This window comes from uncultured Aquimarina sp., from assembly GCF_947495315.1.
Taxonomy (GTDB): domain Bacteria; phylum Bacteroidota; class Bacteroidia; order Flavobacteriales; family Flavobacteriaceae; genus Aquimarina.
The window spans coordinates 129,439-147,996 of sequence record NZ_CANLYD010000011.1 but is presented as its reverse complement, the minus strand read 5'-3'; the positions used below and the strand labels follow the sequence as shown (position 1 = coordinate 147,996).

At 33.1% G+C, this 18,558-nt stretch carries 18 protein-coding genes; 2 read left to right on the top strand and 16 right to left on the bottom strand.

Features of this window, described 5'->3' with window-relative positions; all coding sequences use genetic code 11:
• Positions 1 to 361 precede the first annotated feature (361 nt).
• Both Q0910_RS18565 and Q0910_RS18560 read left to right on the top strand, forming a co-directional pair.
• Complete coding sequence (locus Q0910_RS18565) at positions 362 to 1,066, top strand: hypothetical protein (protein ID WP_299219642.1); 705 nt, start codon at positions 362 to 364, stop codon at positions 1,064 to 1,066.
• Between the two features lie 226 nt (positions 1,067 to 1,292).
• On the top strand, positions 1,293 to 1,997 hold the full coding sequence (locus Q0910_RS18560; RefSeq protein ID WP_299219639.1) for a hypothetical protein: 705 nt from the start codon (positions 1,293 to 1,295) through the stop codon (positions 1,995 to 1,997).
• On the opposite strand, the gene tsaB is transcribed toward Q0910_RS18560, so the two are convergent.
• The 16 genes from tsaB to cyoE form a co-directional block, all read right to left on the bottom strand.
• Positions 1,951 to 2,610 (bottom strand): tRNA (adenosine(37)-N6)-threonylcarbamoyltransferase complex dimerization subunit type 1 TsaB, encoded by a 660-nt coding sequence (gene tsaB / locus Q0910_RS18555; protein WP_299219635.1) that lies wholly within the window; start codon positions 2,608 to 2,610, stop codon positions 1,951 to 1,953. The two genes, Q0910_RS18560 and tsaB, sit on opposite strands and share 47 nt — an antisense overlap.
• A gap of 40 nt (positions 2,611 to 2,650) precedes the next feature.
• Entirely contained in the window at positions 2,651 to 3,928 is a 1,278-nt protein-coding gene (locus Q0910_RS18550; RefSeq protein WP_299219632.1) for an efflux RND transporter periplasmic adaptor subunit, read from the bottom strand.
• Between the two features lie 77 nt (positions 3,929 to 4,005).
• Positions 4,006 to 5,451: a TolC family protein gene (locus tag Q0910_RS18545; RefSeq protein WP_299219629.1), complete on the bottom strand. Its 1,446-nt coding sequence runs from the start codon at positions 5,449 to 5,451 to the stop codon at positions 4,006 to 4,008.
• Positions 5,452 to 5,641: 190 nt separating this feature from the next.
• On the bottom strand, positions 5,642 to 6,766 hold the full coding sequence (locus Q0910_RS18540; protein ID WP_299219626.1) for an efflux RND transporter periplasmic adaptor subunit: 1,125 nt from the start codon (positions 6,764 to 6,766) through the stop codon (positions 5,642 to 5,644).
• A 31-nt stretch (positions 6,767 to 6,797) separates the two neighbouring features.
• A complete protein-coding gene (locus tag Q0910_RS18535) occupies positions 6,798 to 8,060 on the bottom strand; it encodes an ABC transporter permease (protein ID WP_299219623.1) in 1,263 nt (420 codons plus the stop codon).
• 16 nt (positions 8,061 to 8,076) lie between these two features.
• The gene (locus tag Q0910_RS18530; protein WP_299219620.1) at positions 8,077 to 9,306 is read right to left on the bottom strand and encodes an ABC transporter permease; all 1,230 of its coding nucleotides are present in this window, start codon (positions 9,304 to 9,306) and stop codon (positions 8,077 to 8,079) included.
• Positions 9,299 to 10,000, bottom strand: coding sequence for an ABC transporter ATP-binding protein (locus Q0910_RS18525; protein WP_299219617.1), 702 nt, complete (start codon positions 9,998 to 10,000; stop codon positions 9,299 to 9,301). Before Q0910_RS18525 ends, Q0910_RS18530 begins: the two co-directional genes overlap by 8 nt.
• A 218-nt stretch (positions 10,001 to 10,218) precedes the next feature.
• Positions 10,219 to 13,152, bottom strand: coding sequence for a VIT domain-containing protein (locus Q0910_RS18520; RefSeq protein ID WP_299219615.1), 2,934 nt, complete (start codon positions 13,150 to 13,152; stop codon positions 10,219 to 10,221).
• 74 nt (positions 13,153 to 13,226) lie between these two features.
• Positions 13,227 to 13,445 (bottom strand): hypothetical protein, encoded by a 219-nt coding sequence (locus Q0910_RS18515; protein ID WP_299219612.1) that lies wholly within the window; start codon positions 13,443 to 13,445, stop codon positions 13,227 to 13,229.
• A gap of 43 nt (positions 13,446 to 13,488) precedes the next feature.
• Positions 13,489 to 14,034, bottom strand: a complete 546-nt coding sequence (locus Q0910_RS18510) for a DUF420 domain-containing protein (protein ID WP_299219609.1) — start codon at positions 14,032 to 14,034, stop codon at positions 13,489 to 13,491.
• On the bottom strand, positions 14,027 to 14,761 hold the full coding sequence (locus Q0910_RS18505) for an SCO family protein (RefSeq protein WP_299219606.1): 735 nt from the start codon (positions 14,759 to 14,761) through the stop codon (positions 14,027 to 14,029). The genes Q0910_RS18510 and Q0910_RS18505 overlap by 8 nt, the downstream gene beginning before the upstream one ends.
• A gap of 3 nt (positions 14,762 to 14,764) precedes the next feature.
• Positions 14,765 to 15,418, bottom strand: a complete 654-nt coding sequence (locus Q0910_RS18500) for a hypothetical protein (RefSeq protein ID WP_299219603.1) — start codon at positions 15,416 to 15,418, stop codon at positions 14,765 to 14,767.
• 197 nt (positions 15,419 to 15,615) lie between these two features.
• Positions 15,616 to 15,975 (bottom strand): cytochrome C oxidase subunit IV family protein, encoded by a 360-nt coding sequence (locus tag Q0910_RS18495; RefSeq protein WP_298541673.1) that lies wholly within the window; start codon positions 15,973 to 15,975, stop codon positions 15,616 to 15,618.
• A 27-nt stretch (positions 15,976 to 16,002) separates the two neighbouring features.
• Positions 16,003 to 16,986, bottom strand: a complete 984-nt coding sequence (locus Q0910_RS18490) for a cytochrome c oxidase subunit 3 (RefSeq protein ID WP_299219600.1) — start codon at positions 16,984 to 16,986, stop codon at positions 16,003 to 16,005.
• A gap of 48 nt (positions 16,987 to 17,034) precedes the next feature.
• Positions 17,035 to 17,616, bottom strand: a complete 582-nt coding sequence (locus Q0910_RS18485) for a cytochrome c oxidase subunit 3 (protein ID WP_299219598.1) — start codon at positions 17,614 to 17,616, stop codon at positions 17,035 to 17,037.
• Positions 17,607 to 18,509, bottom strand: a complete 903-nt coding sequence (gene cyoE / locus Q0910_RS18480) for a heme o synthase (protein WP_299219595.1) — start codon at positions 18,507 to 18,509, stop codon at positions 17,607 to 17,609. The genes Q0910_RS18485 and cyoE overlap by 10 nt, the downstream gene beginning before the upstream one ends.
• Positions 18,510 to 18,558: the final 49 nt, after the last annotated feature.

Sequence of the window (18,558 nt, the reverse complement as noted above, 5' to 3'; positions counted from 1 at the left end):
ATAGCAGGAAGTATTTCGGCTTTAGAAACCGATCACTCCAAGAAAGACTTTCTGAGAATAAAACATTACTATATTATCTACGTAAACAATGCATATAAACATCCCAGAAGCGAAGTAAATCAAGTAGTTAAATAATTGATTGAAGATTTTTCTCACAAAATTACAACGTTTTCGTAACTAAAATTACTGTTTTACCATAAAAAACAGGTGTTATATTTTCAATGAAATATAATATTTTCCAATAATACCTTGTCAAAAAAGTTAATCCGTTGAAAAATCAATAAAAATATTGTATTAAAACTTATATTTTTGCATTTAATCTCACATTTTATTACATTTAATTCACCTAAATCAATAAACCGTGAGAAAAATACTACAATTTTTGTTTTTAGTAATGTCGCCTGTTTTATTTGCGCAACTTCCGCAATCTTTATTAAAACCGACTGAGAGAGTAAGTACATTCGATGAGTTTGATGGTTCTATTTTTAAACATCTTCGATACAAAGACGCAAGTGTCATAGATGAAAAATCAGGAACCTTTGATACTAAACTAAGGTATAATGCTTATACAGATGCATTACAGTATAAAAAGGGTTCTGAATTATTCGAACTTGTAAAAAGTCCTACATCACATGCTAGAATAGATGGTGATTATTATTACTATTGTAACTTTAAAACGCAACGAGGTCTAAAGAGGCCTGGTTATTATGTTTTGGTGGAACTAACTGAACGCTATAGGATATACAAGAAATATTCTGTCAAAATAACAGAGCCTGATAAAAAAGGGTCAGCAAGCGGAACTGCAACTCCTGGTAAGGTGCAAATCCAAACGGCATATTTTCTTGAAGAACGTGGTGTTATCATGGAATTACCAATGAATAAAAAGAAAATTTTAGCTGCTCTTAGTGATAAAGAAGAGGAGTTAAAGAATTATATAAAAAAGGAGAAAATAAAAGTTCGTAAAGAAGAAGACCTTATACGACTTGTATCCCGATATAATGCATTAAAAAGCACGGATGGCGGACCATCGAGAAGTTTACTAAGCACTAGATCTAGGAGAGATTAAATCTTTTAAACTTAATATTTCATAAAAAAAGCCATCCGGCCTTGTCGGATGGCTTTTTTTATGAAAACGAATTAAATCCTTTAAACGTTTTCCGTTCACTACTCAAACTTTTTCATAATCCCTTACTAATCAACTTTCTATAATTACGTTTTAACCGTATTTTAAATACGTTTTTAACTTTTTATTGAATATTTTTAATATATTGATAACATAAATGAATATTGATATGAGAAATATACTACAAATAATATTTTTTTTAACGACTTCCACTTTATTGGCTCAGTTACCACAAGAATTATTAAAAACAGTTCAAGAAACAAAAGTATTTGAATCCTATACAGGTTCTGTTTACATCAATAAAAAATACCAGAATGCTAATATAATTGCCGAAAAAATCGGAACATATGAAGCATCTATACGATATAATATCTTTAATGATGTATTAGAATATTCTGAAGGATCTAAGCTATATGAGATTATCAAAACTCCTACCACCCACGTAAGAATCGGTAATGACTATTTCTATTACTGTACTTTCAAAAACGAACGAGGTTTTAACAAACATGGGTACTATATTCTTGTAGAACTTAATGAGCAATATAGAATATACAAAAAGTATAATCTCACAATTACAGAGCCAAAACCCATGGATGCAGATACTGGTTCTGCCCAAATAGGTAAAATAAAAACTACAGAAACTTATTATCTAGAAGAAAATGGAACCGTAATCGATTTGCCAACTAAAAAAAGTGATTTATTAGCCGTATTTTCTGATAAGAAAGATGAGTTAAAAGAATATATCAAAAAAGAAAAAATAAAAGTTAAGAAAAAAGAAGATTTAATAAAATTAGTAGCAAAATATAATGCATTAAAAAATATCGATGCTAACCCGTCACGAAGTCTTTTAAGTAATAGGGCTCGAAGTAACTAACATTTTCGAAATCATTTTCCGAAAATTTAGTATAACTTACAGTGGCCATCTCTATTGCCGATGGCAATTTGTCTGAAATAAATTCCGCATTTTTATGTGAGTTAATTTCAGCAAATTTAGCAACTCCATTCCCAATAAAATATACTTTATTTTTTTGTAAATAGGTTTCATAAGAAGCCTCTGTTAATACTTCCGCTTCTGTAGATCTTAGTTGTTTATAGGTATTGGAGAAAATTGCAGAATACACTTCCATTCTTCTGGCATCAATCATAGGAACCACAAAACCTTCTTTAGCTTTTACCTGTAAGGCTAACGAATGTAATGTATCCACAGAAATTAACGGAATATTTAATCCGTAACATAACCCTTTTGCTGTAGAAACGCCAATTCTCAAACCTGTATAAGAACCAGGCCCTTTACTTACGGAAACGGCGTCGAGATCTTTAAAAGCTATTCCGGCTTCCCTAATGACTATATTAATAAATTGATGTAAACGTTCGGCGTGAGAATATTTAGTATCATAATCCTCTTTGGATACAACTACCTCACCATCTTTAATTAAGGCAACGGAGCAATTAGTTGTAGAAGTTTCTATACAAAGAATATAGGCCATCTTAAAAAAATTTATGCAAAGATACCCTTAATTATCCTAATTACTCTTCAGTCTTTTCTTCCTTTTTTGAAGTCACCTTATCTCCTATCTTTAATGTTTTGGTAACTACATTATAAGGCCCTGTAATAACTTCTTCTCCTTCTTTTAAACCTTCAGTAATTTCTATATTACTATCATCCTGAATACCTGTTTTAATCACTCTTAATTTAGCAGCTCCGCCATCTTTCACAAAAACGCACTCAAACTTTTCATCAGACTCTTTCAATTTTTCCTTTGCGTAGGACCTTTTAACATTACTAGAAGTATCGCTCTTAATCACAATAGCACTAATTGGAACTCCGATGATGTTTTCTCTTTTATTAGTAATAACATCAACTGTAGCTGTCATACCTGGTCTAAAAGGTGAATAGCTCTCTGGCTTATCTTTTACTAAATCTTGATATGACTTTTCTAGGATGCGTACTTTTACTTTAAAATTAGTTACTTGATCTGCACTAAGTGTACTTTCTGCAGAGTTGGCAATCTCTGTAACTAAGCCTTTAAATTGTTTTTTGAGATAAGCATCCACCTCAACAATTGTAGAATCTCCTAAAGAAATCTTGACAATATCATTCTCATTTACATCTACCTCAACTTCCATATTGCTTAAGTCAGCCACTCTTACTATTTCGGTACCTGCCATCTGCTGCGTACCCACTACTCGTTCTCCCAACTCTACAGACAATTTAGAAATGGTTCCATCCATTGGGGCATAGATCGTTGTTCTATTAAGGTTGTCTTTTGCTTCATTTACTGTAGCCTGTGCACTTTTTACACTATAGAATGCAGATTGCTTTGCAGCTTCTGCAACCTCATATGCTGAAACTGATCCATCCCATTCTGCTTTAGAAATTACTCCTTTATCAAATAACTCTTTATTACGATCATAACTTAGCTTTGCTTCTTTCAGACTAGCTTCTGCTTGTCTTAATCCTGCTCTTACATTTTCTAACGAAGCCTGAGATCTGTTTAATCCAGATTGTATAATATCTGGATTGATTCTAACTAAAAGGTCACCTTTCTTTACTTGTTGCCCTTCTTTAATAGGTAAGTCAATTATCTCTCCAGAAACTTCAGAAGAAAGTTTAACTTCAACCTCGGGCTGAATCTTTCCTGTAGCAGAAACAGTTTCGATAATATCCAGCTTTTCAATTTTAGATATCTCTACTTCTTTTAAGTTTCCATCTTTACCTAACCATCCTGCTTTTTTACCAAAGACCAGTCCAATAACTAAAATTACAACAATGATTAAAATTATTAGTAAAGTTTTTCTACTCATGACTTACATTAAAAAATTAATTCTATTGGATGAAATTACAACCTTTTGGTTAACAGCCCAAACACACTGATATTTATTTATAATTTTATATCTGCTAGTTTTATTCCGAAAAAAAGTTCTAACACTTTAATTTTAAAAATATAATCAAACTTAGCTTGTACCACATTACTTTGTGCGTTTTCTAATCTAAATTTAGATTGACTAAAATCAAATGCATTAGTTCTTCCTACATCATATCTATCTTTAGCATATTCATAAGCTCTTTCTTGTGCTTTTACAGCGACCAAAGAAGCTTCATAAGCTTCTGCAGATCCTTTAGCATCTACATATGCTTGATATACGTTACTATCTAAGTCCAACTCTGCTTGCTCCAACTGAAAAGCTGTACGTTTTACATTAATTTTACTTCTTTTAACAGCGTTCCTAGTAGAAAAACCATTGAAGATAGGAACATTTAGTGATAAACCATAAGAGATTCCATCATTGGTATACAACTGTTTTATGAAAGGAGTTGGTCCTCCCTCTTGCAAAACAGGGTTTGGTATAAGTGAAAAAACGGTATCTCCTGTACCCTCTACTGTTCCAATTGGATCAAAAGGAGTAACAGGGTCAATTCCTATAACGTCAAATGTATTCGTTCCTACTTCTCTTGTTCCATAATTAAATGACCCACTAAGTGTAGGATAATAAGCTCCTTTAGCAATTTCCAAATCCTTTTCTGCAATCAATTTGTTTTGTTCTGCAATTTGAACTTCATATCGAGCTTCTCTAGCACTAGACCTGATTTCCTCTATAGATTTATTTAATATAGAGCTTTCTGGAACCAAATACTCTTGTTCCGCGATGTCAAACTTTTCATAATCTTTAATTAATAGTGTTTGTGCCAATCCAACTCGTGCAATCAAAACTGCATTTTCTGCCTGAACGATACGTGTTAATTCATCAGCAGAAGTAGCTTCTATTTCCAAAAGGTCTCCTTGTGGTAATACACCGGCATCAACAAGATCCTTTGTTCTCTTTAATTGCTCCAAAGTAATATCATGTTGTTTTTCTATTACTTTTAAGGATTCTTTATTTAGTAATACTTGTAAATAACTATTCGCTATAAAAAGTGCAATGTCATCTTTAGACTTACCTAGATTATACTGGTTCAATAACCTATTAATTTTAGCTCTTTGCAATTGTTTTAAATTTCTTAATCCATCAAACAAAGTGATACCTACATTAACACCATAGCTAGAGTTTCTAAATGTCGCGGTTCTGTTTGTTCCTGTAATTGGATCTGGGCTCAATCCAGAACTCCAGGTATTACCTGCATTTGCGTTAAAACTTGGCAAAAGTGCTCCAATCGCATCACTTTTATCAATCTCCGCAGCTTCTAAATTAAGAGCAGATTGTTTAATCGTTATATTATTCTCCAAAGCATATTCTACACACTCCCTTAATGTCCACTTTTTATCTTGTGCTTGGGTACTTAGTATCCCAAAGAGGACACAGCAAATAATCGAAATTCTAACTTTCATCCGTTTTTCTTTATTTTAAGAGGTCAGATGGAAACTAACCAAAAACAACAAAATGTTTTAAAGTTCATTTCACAACACCTATTTGTATACTATTGATCGTTGTTGTTACACTTATTTATAAAAAAAATCCTTTCTTTATAAAATACCTATAATGAAATCAAAAATAGGTATTATAATTTTCAGTGATTATTTAGTTTTGACTTCCTTCTGGTTCTATTTTAATTGGCTCAGTTTTATTCCAAACTTTAATCTCATCTTCTTCTGTTAAGCCAGATACTATTTCTACATTAATACCATCAGATAAACCAATCTCTATTTCTCTTTTCTCAAACTCCTGATCTCCTGTTTTGATCTCCACATAAGGTTCCTCTGTTTTTCTATCAAATTGTAATAATGCTTCTTTAATTGCTAAAATATCTTCTTTAATATCTAACACAATAGAAGCGTTAGCACTATAACCCGCTCTTACAAAATACTCGTCATCTAAAAACACTTCTCCTTCAATCTTAAATTGAACTGCTCCTTGTTCTTCGTTACCTTTAGGCGCAATGAATTTAAGTTTTGCATCAAATTCTTTATCTCTAATGGCACCAAGACTTACTTTAAGGGGCATATCAATTTTTAACTTGCTTACTTCTGCTTCATCTACTTTACCTTCAAAAATCATTTTGTTTAGATCTGCAATAGTAGCGATAGAAGTTCCTGCATTAAAATTATTACTCTCTATTACCTGATCACCTTCTTTTACAGGTATTTCTAGGATTGTTCCTGACACCGTAGCTCTAATATTTGTGTTTGCCGAAGAAGATCCTCCAGCAGATCCTAACCTTATAATCTGAAGATCACTTTGTGCATTAGAAACATCCTGCTTAGCACGATTGTAATTAAGCTCGATTGCATTAAAATCCTGACTAGAAATCACTCCTTTTTCAAAAAGGGCTTTATTTCTGTCATATTCTGTTTTAGAATTACTCAATACAATCTGTGCGTTTTTAACTCGTCCTCTAGCACTATTTAACGATTGTTCATTAGGCACAACTTTTACTTTAGCAATTAAATCACCCGTCTTTATTGGCTCTCCTTCTTCTACAAATATTTTTTCGATAATTCCTGATATTTGAGGTTTGATTTCTACCTCATCCTCCGGAATTACTTTTCCCGTAGCCACTGTTTTCTCTTCTATTGAGGTTTTAAAAGCTTTTTCTGTAGTAAATACTATAGGCGATTTACTATTGGAATCTATAAGGTACTTACCAGAAAAACCTAGTAAGGCTATAAAAACTACAACTAATAAAATTTTAAAAAACTTCTTCATTTTGATCGATTAGGTTATTTTGATTGTTATTTTATTCTTCTCTTAATGCTTCAATTGGTTTTATACTTACCGCTTTTTGAGCAGGAATTAGACCGATTATTGTTCCTAAAAGGACTATAGACAGTAATGCTCCGACCACGGCAAAGAAATCTACTGTAGGATTCAATATGGGGACATCATCGCTATTACCAATAGCACTATTTACTCCCCAAAGTACAATAGTTCCAAAAACAAAGCCTATAAGGCCTGCTATAAAAGTTAGCATAATAGACTCTAACATTATTTGCCCTCGTATTTCTGCTGGAGTTGCTCCTAATGCTCTTCTTACTCCAATTTCTCGTGTGCGCTCTTTAACGGTTATTAGTAAAACATTACCAATAGCAATCACACCTGCTATAAGTGTAGCTATACCAACGATGTACGTTATTAATCGCATTCCAGACAAAAATCCATTTACTTTTGCAACCTCTTCTCCCAGATTAAAACTTCCAAAAGCCTGATCATCATCAGGATGCACATCGTGCATTCGCTTAAGCGCGGTTTTTATTTTGGCTTCTGTATTCACTATATTCTTATCCGCTTTAGCCGTTATCACCATCCAAGAAATATTTCTTCCTTGATTAAAAATAGTCTGAAACGTAGTAAAAGGAAGGAAAATAGAATCATCTCCTTCAAATCCTTGTTGAGTAGGCTTATACACACCAATTACCTTAAAATATATACCGTTAATTTTTACAAAATCACCTATAGCTTCTTCTTCTTTATCATAAAACTGTTTATAGATATCTTCACCAATCACACAAACTTTACGTTCATATTTAATATCTTCTTCATTGATAAACCTACCGCCATCAAATATTTTTTTCTTTGACACCTTATCTATAGTTGGGTAATCTCCGAATACTTTAAACGCCCCAGATTTAGATCCTCTAACAAATTGACCAGGAGGTGTTCCCCATTGCCCTGTAACATTACGTGGTGCAATATATTCTATGTCACTTACTTGCGACTCTAAAGCCTCTACGTCATCCAAAGTAAGTTGCATGCCTCTACCTCTTTTAAAGCCATTATTAGGCATACTGGTTTGTTGTCCCCAAAGAAACATAGTGTTCGTAGCAAAATCATTAAACTGACTTCTGAAGCTATTATCCAAACCTTTCGCCATTCCTAAAAGAACTACAAACAAAAACACTCCCCAAGTTACACCTATAACAGTGATTATAGTTCTGATTTTATTCTTACGAATTGCTCCGTATATTTCTTGCCAGGTATCTCTTTCGAATATAAATTTCATACCAAATTATTATTATTTATTCGTCTCTAAGCGCAATGATCGGTTTGATTTTTGCAGCTCTTCTCGCGGGAATATATCCAGCTAACAATCCTGAAAGTATTAACGTAATTGTTGCTACTACGATAACACCTGTATCTACCTTTGGGTTAAGAATAAAAAAATCTTCTAAGTTATTACCTATTAGTTTCAAAATTAGCATACCTAATAACAGACCTAAATATCCAGCTACAGCCGTAATCAAAACCGACTCTTGAAGCACCATTGCTACAATAGATCTAGGAGACGCACCTAAAGCTTTTCTAATACCCAATTCTTTTGTTCTTTCCTTTATACTGAAAGTCATAATATTTCCAATACCAATCACTCCTGAAATTAATGTTCCTATTCCTACAACAAATATAAGCGCATAGATACCGCCTAGAATTACCATAGTTTCCTTAATATCCTCTGCAAAACTTCGAACTCTTATTGCACTTTGATCATCAGGCGATACATTGAATTTTTTCTTAAAGTCTTCTTCAATTTGCTTAGAAAAAGCAATAGCTTGCTCTGTATCCATCGCCATATTATAGGATATATTGATTTGATCTAAATCTTCATTATTCCCGAAAAGTAACTGAACTGTTTTATACGGCATATAGAGTATTCGTTCTTCATTATCGCCACCACTATCCTGAAATACACCAACAATTTTATAAGCTATACCATCTACATCAAGAGTTTTTCCAAGGGCGCTTTCATTTTTAAAAAGATCTTTTTCTATAAGCCTTCCAATAACGATATTTTTTGTTCTTTCTACAATATCTGCTTCATTAAGATATCGCCCTTTCATCATGATCGTTTTTTCTAGATATTGATGATCCGGATGAACCGCTCTTATACTATAACTCCCCGATTCTTTCTCATACTTAGCTAATCCGTTACGATAAATTCTTGGCGTAGCATATTCCACTTTACCAATGTAATTAGAATTTATAAATTCGAAATCTTCATTTTCAAACTGAATTCTTCTATTTTCCTGGAATCCTTTAAAGGCTTTAGAAGTTCTTCCCCCTCTAATAAAAATTACATTCTGAGCATCATCCACAAAACTGCTAAGGAAACTATTAAGTAAACCATTACCTAACCCCAATAAAATAGTAAAAATTAATATTCCTAATGCAACTGTGAATCCTGATAAAAAAGTTCTTAACTTATTTTTACCTATTGCCTCAAAAATTTCCTGCCATCTATCTCTATCAAACATATTGCGATGCTCTTACTTGTTCTACAGCCTTATCTTCTACAATAACACCATCTTTGAGATGTACAATACGTTTACACATGTTAGCAATATCTTCTTCGTGAGTTACAACTAATATTGTTTTTCCTTCATCATTAATACCTTGGATTATATCCATTACTTCGTAAGAAGTTTTGCTATCCAAAGCTCCTGTTGGTTCATCTGCTAATAATACCTTTGGATCGGCTGCTAATGCACGTGCGATTGCTACTCTTTGCTTTTGTCCTCCAGAAAGTTCACTAGGTAAATGTGTTGCCCATTCTGCTAAGCTAACTTTGCCTAAATATTCCATGGCCTTTTCAGTTCTTTCTTTTCTTTTCTTCCTCTGATAATACAAGGGTAATGCAACATTTTCTAATGCAGATTTGTAATTAATTAGGTTAAAAGATTGAAAAACGAAACCTAAGAACTTATTACGATACTGCGCGGCCTTTGTTTCATTTAATCCCTTAATAGGAACTTGATCAAGAAAATAACTTCCGGTATCTGCCTCATCTAACATTCCTAAAATATTTAGTAATGTAGATTTCCCAGAACCCGAAGATCCCATAATCGCAACTAACTCTCCTTCTTTAACACTAAAATTAATTCCTTTAAGAACGTGAAGAGAATTGCTTCCCATTTGGTAAGATTTATGTAAGTCTTTAATTTCAATCATAATACAAGGTTAAGATTTATCAGATATAAAATTACACCTGTTTTCCTTTAACTAAGACTCACTGACTTTAAATAATGATAGATTAGTAGATTAATTTTCTAGTTTCCCGCCCTAGAAAAAATATGGATTGGTTAGTGTCGTCTTATATCATAAGACTTCTCCTACTCCAATTTCGTTACACTTTATTATGTTATGAAAATGTTAAAGATTTAGTAACACTAAAACTCCAGTTGTCCGATTTGCAATGTCTTTTTTCCGTCTTCTAACTGGATAGCTATTCGTTTGGCTATCTGATACTTTCTACCGTAGTTGGTATACATTGTTGCATATACAGTAACAGGACCTATAATACTCTGACGAGATTCACTAAAATAATTTACATATATAGTATAAAATCCTCTTGTCGCTTTCTTTAGCGTAAACTCTTCTGGGCCGTATCCTGCAGTAATGTCAGTACTTATCTTTCCTCCTATTTCTGTTCGCTTATTCTGATAGAAACACTTTTCACCTTTAGGATCCATCACCCATAAGTCTATATCATTATCATTACTACTCCAATCTACTACAATACGCACATCTATAGGCATTTCATAGATAAGCTCCTTATTTACTATAGAAATATCCAAATTTGCCTTATGCTGATTAATCAACATATTCATCTCATTCAATACAACTTCTTTGATAGATCCAAATCGTTCCCATTTTGTATTTAAGATATGATTGAACAGATTCAAAGCTTTCTGGAATTCTTTATTTTGAACATAAGCAAGGGCTAGATCTCGATGTGATTGAGGTTCTTCTGGACGAAGTTCCAGTATCTCCTTATACACTTCAATGGCTAATTCATTTTCGTTCTCATCCAGCAGCCTTCTGGCAACAACCTTAAGAAGTTCTGCGTTTTCCAGATCAAGCTCTAATAGATTAGACAATACTACAACTGCTTGTTTTTTATTTTTATTCTTAAAGAAGAAATCTGCTACTTCGATATAGAAAGAAGGAGTATGCTTATACTCTTCTTTTAACCGATGGTACAACAAAACCGTTTTGCTAGGAGAAACGTCTCTTAAACTATCAAGGTACGGAGCTTGTGGTTGCCATGCGAGTAGTTTAATTTTTGGCCCTGAAATTTTACTAGATCTTCTCCTTTTATTTACACTAATAGACTCTTCGGTTGCTACATCTTCAATTATTACCACTTCTTCTATTTCTAAATCATCTTCTACTATATCAGCAAGCACTGGAGGAGTAGGTGGCGCCATTCTATGATGCACTCCTTCTAACACTCTTTGCGTTTCTTCCAATTCCGCCATCCTTCTTCGTTCTGCTGCTGACATATTCCTATTCGCAGCAGCTTCTCCTGCTCTTATCGCTTTATCAATATCTCTTTTAGGTGTTATAATCGTTTCATACCAATCTTTTAACATTGATAATTGCTTTACATTCCTTTTTTGCATGTCACGATCGTCTTCTGTTTTCTTTTTCGCTTTTCGCTCCAGTAGTTTATAATACTCTTTTTGTAATTCCTTGGGAGGAACTATTTCATGGGTTACATAATCTTCTATACGATCCAACACAATAAAAGAAGTATTGCGAGTGACAATTCCGTGCTCTTTTCCTAAATTAGTTATTGCTTGCTTATTTTTTTGATACTGCATATCAAGCTCTCCTATCTTAAATCGAGCCCAAACTCTTGGGATAATTGCTCGATCTGTATTATTAGTACTTACCTTGACTTTTTTACTCCATACAGTTCCTTTTTCGTTTCCAAAATTAACTGTAAACTCCGCATCCTGTCCTAAGGAGATCCCAGCCATTGTAAAACTACCTCTTTCATAAGTATCTGAAGAAACTACAATCTCTTCAAATTCTTCTTGATCAACATCGAAAGACATATACTGAACACTAGAGGTGTTCAATTTACCTAACGCACGATCTATAGATTTTTCGTCGAGCTTCAAGTATTTTCCATTAGTTTTTGAAGCTATATACTTCAAAGTACTATAATTTGATCCAGGAGAAGAGCTAAACGTATAAATAGGTGTTTTTGGCAATATTATATTCTCATTTCCGATAGTAGAAATCCCATCCGAAAAGAGTAAAATTTCGTCATAATCTCTAGCAAAATTTAAGTTCTCTAATCTCGTAGCGCCGTCAGAGGGAATATTTTGCAAATACGAAATTAACACAGAGGCATCATCTGTAATTCTAAATTCCTTATCGCCAGTTTCTTGATAATTAAAGGCATGAACACGAACCTCTTTTTCTCCTTTAAGCTTTTCTAGATATTTCTTTAAAACTCTAAGCTCTAGTTCAATATTTCGTTTTTCTCCAGAAAAAGAGCAATCCCAATAGATCGCGATATTTTTGGGGGCTAATTTAGGTTTAGTTTCAAATTCAGGAATCTTAAAACTAGTATAAAAATAATTTCGCCCTTCATACATTTCTGTATATACAAACTGATCAGCTTTGTTAAAAAACGGAACTCTAAAATTCAATTCTTTTGCGGGCTGATACTTTTCTCGATTGAAGTTCAATTGATAAATTTCAGAAATATTGTCAAAAGCAAATTGTGGATAGTCTTCTGATTGTAATATTGGTTTTTTCTCACTTTTTATCACATTCACTTCCAAAGAAAATGTTCCTACTTCCTCTGTCATAGTCATAGGTAGCAAATAGTGTAACTCATTACCTATTATTGGAAGTATATGTTCTACAGCAAAGAGTACTCTTTTATACCCCTTTTCTGGAATCGGATATATCCTGGTTTTATAAAAATTACCTTTGGTTTTAGACAAAATCCCAGGGTCTATATTCTGACGAACCACTGCTTCATACACTTGTCTGGCTTTGATCTTTTCAATAACTACTCCTTCTCGAAGATCCCCATCAACATCTAAAGCATACCTACAAACATCTTGTCCTTCATTAAGAGGAAATGAAAAATCTCCTTCCAAAACTTTTTCATAAGGGTTATAAAATGTGATATCGAATGTGGTTCTGGAAATATTACCTACTACATCTATCTGAATTGATAGTTTATGTATCGGTAAATTGGTCTTTTTATCATCTTTATGAATAGCGAGGGTAGGAATCTGGCCAAATCCAAACGTAAACATTAACAACCCAATAGCTAAAAGTATATTTTTTATCATATGCAAACCCATTTTTAAAATCGAAATAGGTAAGGAACAAAAAACATACCACTATTCACTGTCTTTTCTCAACCCTATTTGGCTTTCTTTTTATTCCTATACATAACGTACCCTATAACACCAATAAGAACGTATGGGATAATCATTAAATATACAATTCCATTATTAATCCCTCTGGCAGTTTGCTGGCCTTCTTCACTTTCTAAAACAGCACGACACATAGCGCATTGTGCATCTACAGAAATTGTGAAGAGCAAAAATAAAATTGATATGTAAAGTATTTTTGTTTTCATTTTGGTCCTGCCTACATTAGAATGAGAAATTAAGTTTTTAGTATTAACTATAGTATGGAGCTATCATTACGTATACTACTACACCAGTTATCGCTACATATAACCATAGAGGAAATGTGATTTTTGCAATTTTTCGATGTCCGTCAAAATTTTTTGCTAATGCTCTTACATAGGTTACCAAAACAAATGGAATCACGACGATCGATAATACTATATGCGTAATTAATATGAAATAATATATATATCGAATCATTCCTTCTCCTCCAAACTTTGCAGAATCACTCGTCATATGATAAGTGACATACATTACCAAAAATAATACGGAGCACACTATTGCAGTCTTCATTAGCTTTTCATGTAGCTTCACCTTCTTATTTTTAATTGCCCAAAATGCAGCTAAAAGAATAACAGCGGTCAATCCATTAATACTTGCATAAATTGGAGGTAAAAATGTTAAAGGCTCTACATCAAAGCCTAATCTACGAAGGTTTACACCAAATAAGGCAGCCACCGCCAGTGGTATAACTATTGATAAAATGATAATCCATTTATTGTATTTCTTCTCGACCTCTGATATACTATTACTCATCTTCTTTTAATAGTTTTTTGATATCCTCTAATAAGATTGTGATTTGCTCTTCTTCGTCATTTTCATCTTTTCCTTCTTCGACCCCGATGGTTCCTCTATAATATATAATTGGGTTTCCCGAAGCATCATAGCGAGATCTAATATACCCTTCCTGATCTATTAAGGCGAAGTATCCATTGTGTTCAAAACCACCAGGAACTTCAGGGTTTTCTGCTGCATAGATATTAAAACCAGCATTAGCCAGATCATATAAATCTTCTCGATCTCCAGTTAGCAAATTCCAATCAGGATCAGTAATCTCATAATTTTCTGCATATTTTTTAAGTATGCTTGGTGAGTCACGTTTTGGATTAATTGTAAAAGAAGCTACTCCAAAATTCTCATAATTCTTAAGTCTGTTTTGCAAATACACCATATTACTGGTCATTTTAGGGCAAATAGTAGGGCAACTTGTAAAGAAAAAATCAACTATATATACCTTTCCTTTATAATCATGATTCGTAATTAATAAGCTATCTTGATTCAGAAATGCAAATTCAGGAACTTTTCTAGGTTTTCCATTGATTTTTATATAAGATAGTTTTTCATTAGCCACAGGATTGTCGGCACTCATTCTATCATTTTTCACAATAGAAGTATCCTTAACTCTATTCACAATTTTAGGAATAAAAATAATTCCAAAAATCAATATAACAAATGATATACCTACGTATGAATACTTCTTCATTTTCTATTTTTCTTTACGATCTGCTTTGTATTTTTTCAGTGCCAAACGATATTCGGCCAAAATAACCTTTACGTCATCTACCATAATGTTATTAAGATCCCCTACCGAACTAGTATCATAACCATATATCTTTTCTTCATTTTTCTCTAAATTACCATCTCTACCTCTTAGATTCCCATCTTTATCAATTATAAACACATAGTTAGTAGCTTTTCTTTGGTCTAATGTATAAGGAGTTCTTAGACCTTTAAAAAAACTCTGAATGCCCTCCGGAGTTCCAAAAAGGAACTTCCATCCTGATACATCTTCTATATCATCCAATTCTTCTAAGAGTTCTTTAGCAGCATTTTCACTTCCATATGGTAAAATCATTACGAATTGGAAATCTCGGAACTCATAGTTTTTTTTATAAATTTTTTGATTTAGATTAAAAGCGTGCCCTTTTTTATTATGAATATCTTCTCCAAAAAAACCTAATACTGTGATCTTATCTTTTAAAGTAATCTGTTCTCCTGTTAGACTTTCGAAGTGATCAACATTACCTATGGATTCTTCTAATACAGGAAGTTTAGAAAAGTTATCTACCGCTGAAGCAAAAAACAAATACATTACTATAGGCAGTATAAACAGTACTCCGAGAACTAAAAATTTTTTCATTAAATCGTAGACTTTACTCGATAATCGAGATTTAAATATTGCGAGGCTTTCCTCGAAATCAAAATTATTCTCCAACCAATGCCTCGTGGGCTTCCCACAAAGTGGTTTATTTCATTTGCAAAAATAAAAAAGACGGTTGAAAACAACCGTCTTTTACTATCTTTTATTATGCTTTTAACTTATCCAAAAAGGCAATATTAGAAGTCCCAGCTTTTGTGTCCAGCCTTGAATACTTCGTATATATAATCACCTTCGGTCAATAGTATAAACATCAGATAACAAATTAGAAAAACTGCTGTCCATACTACTGCTCTTCTTAATCCTTTTGTCTCACCTTCCATGTGCATAAAAGCCCAAGTAATATAGTATGCCTTGTATATCGTAAGAATTATAAAGATCCAGTTAAGCAATTTCATACTAATTACTGTAGTCTCTATCAAAAATGCAGGTTTTATAATACCTAGAATCACCTCAACTATCGTAACTACCGATAGTAAAATAAATACCATCCAAATTCTCTTGGTATTTGATTCATGATGTGCTGTATCGTGTGCCATAATATCTATTCTAAATTCTTTTTATTATTAAACCAGGTAGAAGAATGTAAATACAAATACCCATACTAAATCTACAAAGTGCCAGTAAAGACCTACCTTTTCTACCATTTCGTAGTTCTTTCTTCTTTCGTAAGTTCCTAATATCACATTAAAGAATATGATAACATTAATTACAACTCCAGAGAATACGTGGAATCCGTGGAATCCAGTTATAAAGAAGAAGAAATTAGCGAACAAAGGTGTTCCATATTCGTTGTGAACCAGGTTAGCTCCTTCTACTATACCAACAGCATCTGTATTTAATCTTCGTAATGATTCTTCCCTAGATAATATTATTTTTTCTCCTTTATCTGTAAGTATTTGGGTTCTTATTAAAAGATCACTTCTTTTAGAAAAACCAGCTTTTACTTCTTCAACAGTATATGTCGGAAGCGTACCTTCTGAGTCATACCAAATTCCTGTTTTACTTTCGTGTTGTGATCTTTCTTTATGGCTATCTATAATAGCAATGTCATGTAATGCAACTCTGTGTCCTTCATTATCTACGAACTGCAGTATTTGACCACCTTTTGTTTCTACTGCACCATATTCTCCTTTGATAAAGTTTTTCCACTCCCATGCTTGAGAACCAACAAATATTGCCCCTCCAATAATGGTAAGAAACATATAAAGAATCACTTTCTTTTGTTTCATATGATGACCTGCATCTACCGCTAGCACCATAGTTACAGAAGAAAATATCAATATAAACGTCATCAATGCTACATAATACATTGGTGCATCTACTCCATGAAGAAACGGAAAGTGATTAAACACTTCATCCGCTATTGGCCACGAATCAATAAACTTAAATCTCGAAAAACCGTAAGCAGCAAGAAACCCAGAGAATGTAAGTGCATCAGACAGGATAAAAAACCACATCATCATCTTACCATAACTCACCTTGAGTGGTTGATTACCTCCACCCCAAGTTTTACCTTCTGTACCTGTGTTAGTAACAGTTGTTTCCATATATAGAATTTGGTATTGTTAAATTTTCCACAAAAGTAATCAATTTTATTATCTAACGAAATATAAAAATAAAAAGAGATAAACCCACAAAACATCTACGAAATGCCAATACATAGCACCCAGTTCTAAACCAAGGGTTTGCCCTCTTTTATACTTTTGTTTAAAATGATTATAAATTACGACTAAAAGCACTATCAGCCCAACAATTACGTGAACTATATGCAATACTACAATGATATATAAAAAAGTTGGGACAATATTAGCAGATGGTCCTGTAAAATAATATCCCTGTGACATGATATCCTCAAACCCCTGAAATTGCATAAACACAAACAAGATTCCAAGACTCAAAGTCGTTAACAACAGAATAGTTGCTAAGCTTCGATTTCCTTTTTCGATTGCATTTTTAACAAAATAAAAAGCAACACTACTAGCAATAATAATTAACACACTAGTTATGAAAGCATCTGGAAAAACAAGATCAGTTAACCAATCTTCTCTGGTTTTACTTACTACGTAAGCACTTGTAAGACCTGCAAATGTCATGGTCATACTCACCATAGCAAACCACATCATGGTTTTTTTTGCTCTTTTCTGTTTTTCGATTGTTGTTCCTTGCGTTAAATCCATGCACGAATAAATTTATCTGCTACATAAATAATTTGTAGCAATGTAATATAAGACACACTTGCCAGCATCAATTGTTTTGCAGTCTTAGCATCTCTTACTTTATACAAGCGAATTGCATACCTAAATAAAAATCCGCCAAGTATTAAAATTAAAATTCCGGAAACCGGAGTAATATATAATTTGCCAGTAACACCAAAAACTGGTACTAATGATGTTATCACTGTCCATAAAGTGTAAATAACCACTTGATTTGCTGTCCCTTTGTCTCTTTTACCAGTAGGCAACATAAAGAAACCTCCTTTTTTATAATCATCAAACAAAAACCAACCTATTGCCCAAAAATGTGGAAACTGCCAGAAAAACTGAATCATAAACAAAGTACCAGGTTCGATACCAAAATCATTGGTTGCTGCTACCCATCCTAACATAAAAGGTATTGCTCCGGGAATAGCTCCAACGAAAACTGACAAAGGAGTTTTAGTCTTTAATGGAGTATATAAACTAACATATATGAAAATTGAAATCGCCCCAAACATGGCTGTCTTTGGATTAATGAAATACAACACAGAAATCCCTAAAACAGTAAAAATAGCAGCAATTGCAAAAGCGGTATTCACAGACATCCTACCTGATGGAATAGGCCTATCTTTGGTACGATCCATCAAAATATCCAGATCGCGTTCTATAATCTGATTAAACGCATTAGATGCTCCAACCATAAAATACCCTCCAATTGACAAAAGCACCAGTGTACTCCAAGAAATGGTGTCAACTCCTAACAAATAACCGGCCACGGATGAAAAAACTACACTTAATGCCAATCGCATTTTTGTGATCTCTTTAAAATCCTGAATCACAGAAACTTTGACAGTATCGACTTGGGTTATACTCAAATTTTGCACGTTAACTAAATAGCTTTTTTAAAAAGTTGTGCAAAGATAT

Bases quoted from the DNA above. Each gene is read 5' to 3' on its own strand.
- tsaB (WP_299219635.1), bottom strand. From the start codon at position 2,610: ATGGCCTATATTCTTTGTATAGAAACTTCTACAACTAATTGCTCCGTT.
- Q0910_RS18485 (WP_299219598.1), bottom strand. From the start codon at position 17,616: ATGGATTTAACGCAAGGAACAACAATCGAAAAACAGAAAAGAGCAAAA.
- Q0910_RS18545 (WP_299219629.1), bottom strand. From the start codon at position 5,451: ATGAAAGTTAGAATTTCGATTATTTGCTGTGTCCTCTTTGGGATACTA.
- Q0910_RS18515 (WP_299219612.1), bottom strand. From the start codon at position 13,445: ATGAAAACAAAAATACTTTACATATCAATTTTATTTTTGCTCTTCACA.
- Q0910_RS18535 (WP_299219623.1), bottom strand. From the start codon at position 8,060: ATGAAATTTATATTCGAAAGAGATACCTGGCAAGAAATATACGGAGCA.
- Q0910_RS18505 (WP_299219606.1), bottom strand. From the start codon at position 14,761: ATGAAGAAGTATTCATACGTAGGTATATCATTTGTTATATTGATTTTT.
- Q0910_RS18490 (WP_299219600.1), bottom strand. From the start codon at position 16,986: ATGGAAACAACTGTTACTAACACAGGTACAGAAGGTAAAACTTGGGGT.
- Q0910_RS18500 (WP_299219603.1), bottom strand. From the start codon at position 15,418: ATGAAAAAATTTTTAGTTCTCGGAGTACTGTTTATACTGCCTATAGTA.
- Q0910_RS18520 (WP_299219615.1), bottom strand. From the start codon at position 13,152: ATGATAAAAAATATACTTTTAGCTATTGGGTTGTTAATGTTTACGTTT.
- Q0910_RS18550 (WP_299219632.1), bottom strand. From the start codon at position 3,928: ATGAGTAGAAAAACTTTACTAATAATTTTAATCATTGTTGTAATTTTA.
- Q0910_RS18530 (WP_299219620.1), bottom strand. From the start codon at position 9,306: ATGTTTGATAGAGATAGATGGCAGGAAATTTTTGAGGCAATAGGTAAA.
- Q0910_RS18540 (WP_299219626.1), bottom strand. From the start codon at position 6,766: ATGAAGAAGTTTTTTAAAATTTTATTAGTTGTAGTTTTTATAGCCTTA.
- Q0910_RS18510 (WP_299219609.1), bottom strand. From the start codon at position 14,034: ATGAGTAATAGTATATCAGAGGTCGAGAAGAAATACAATAAATGGATT.
- Q0910_RS18560 (WP_299219639.1), top strand. From the start codon at position 1,293: ATGAGAAATATACTACAAATAATATTTTTTTTAACGACTTCCACTTTA.
- Q0910_RS18495 (WP_298541673.1), bottom strand. From the start codon at position 15,975: ATGGCACACGATACAGCACATCATGAATCAAATACCAAGAGAATTTGG.
- Q0910_RS18525 (WP_299219617.1), bottom strand. From the start codon at position 10,000: ATGATTGAAATTAAAGACTTACATAAATCTTACCAAATGGGAAGCAAT.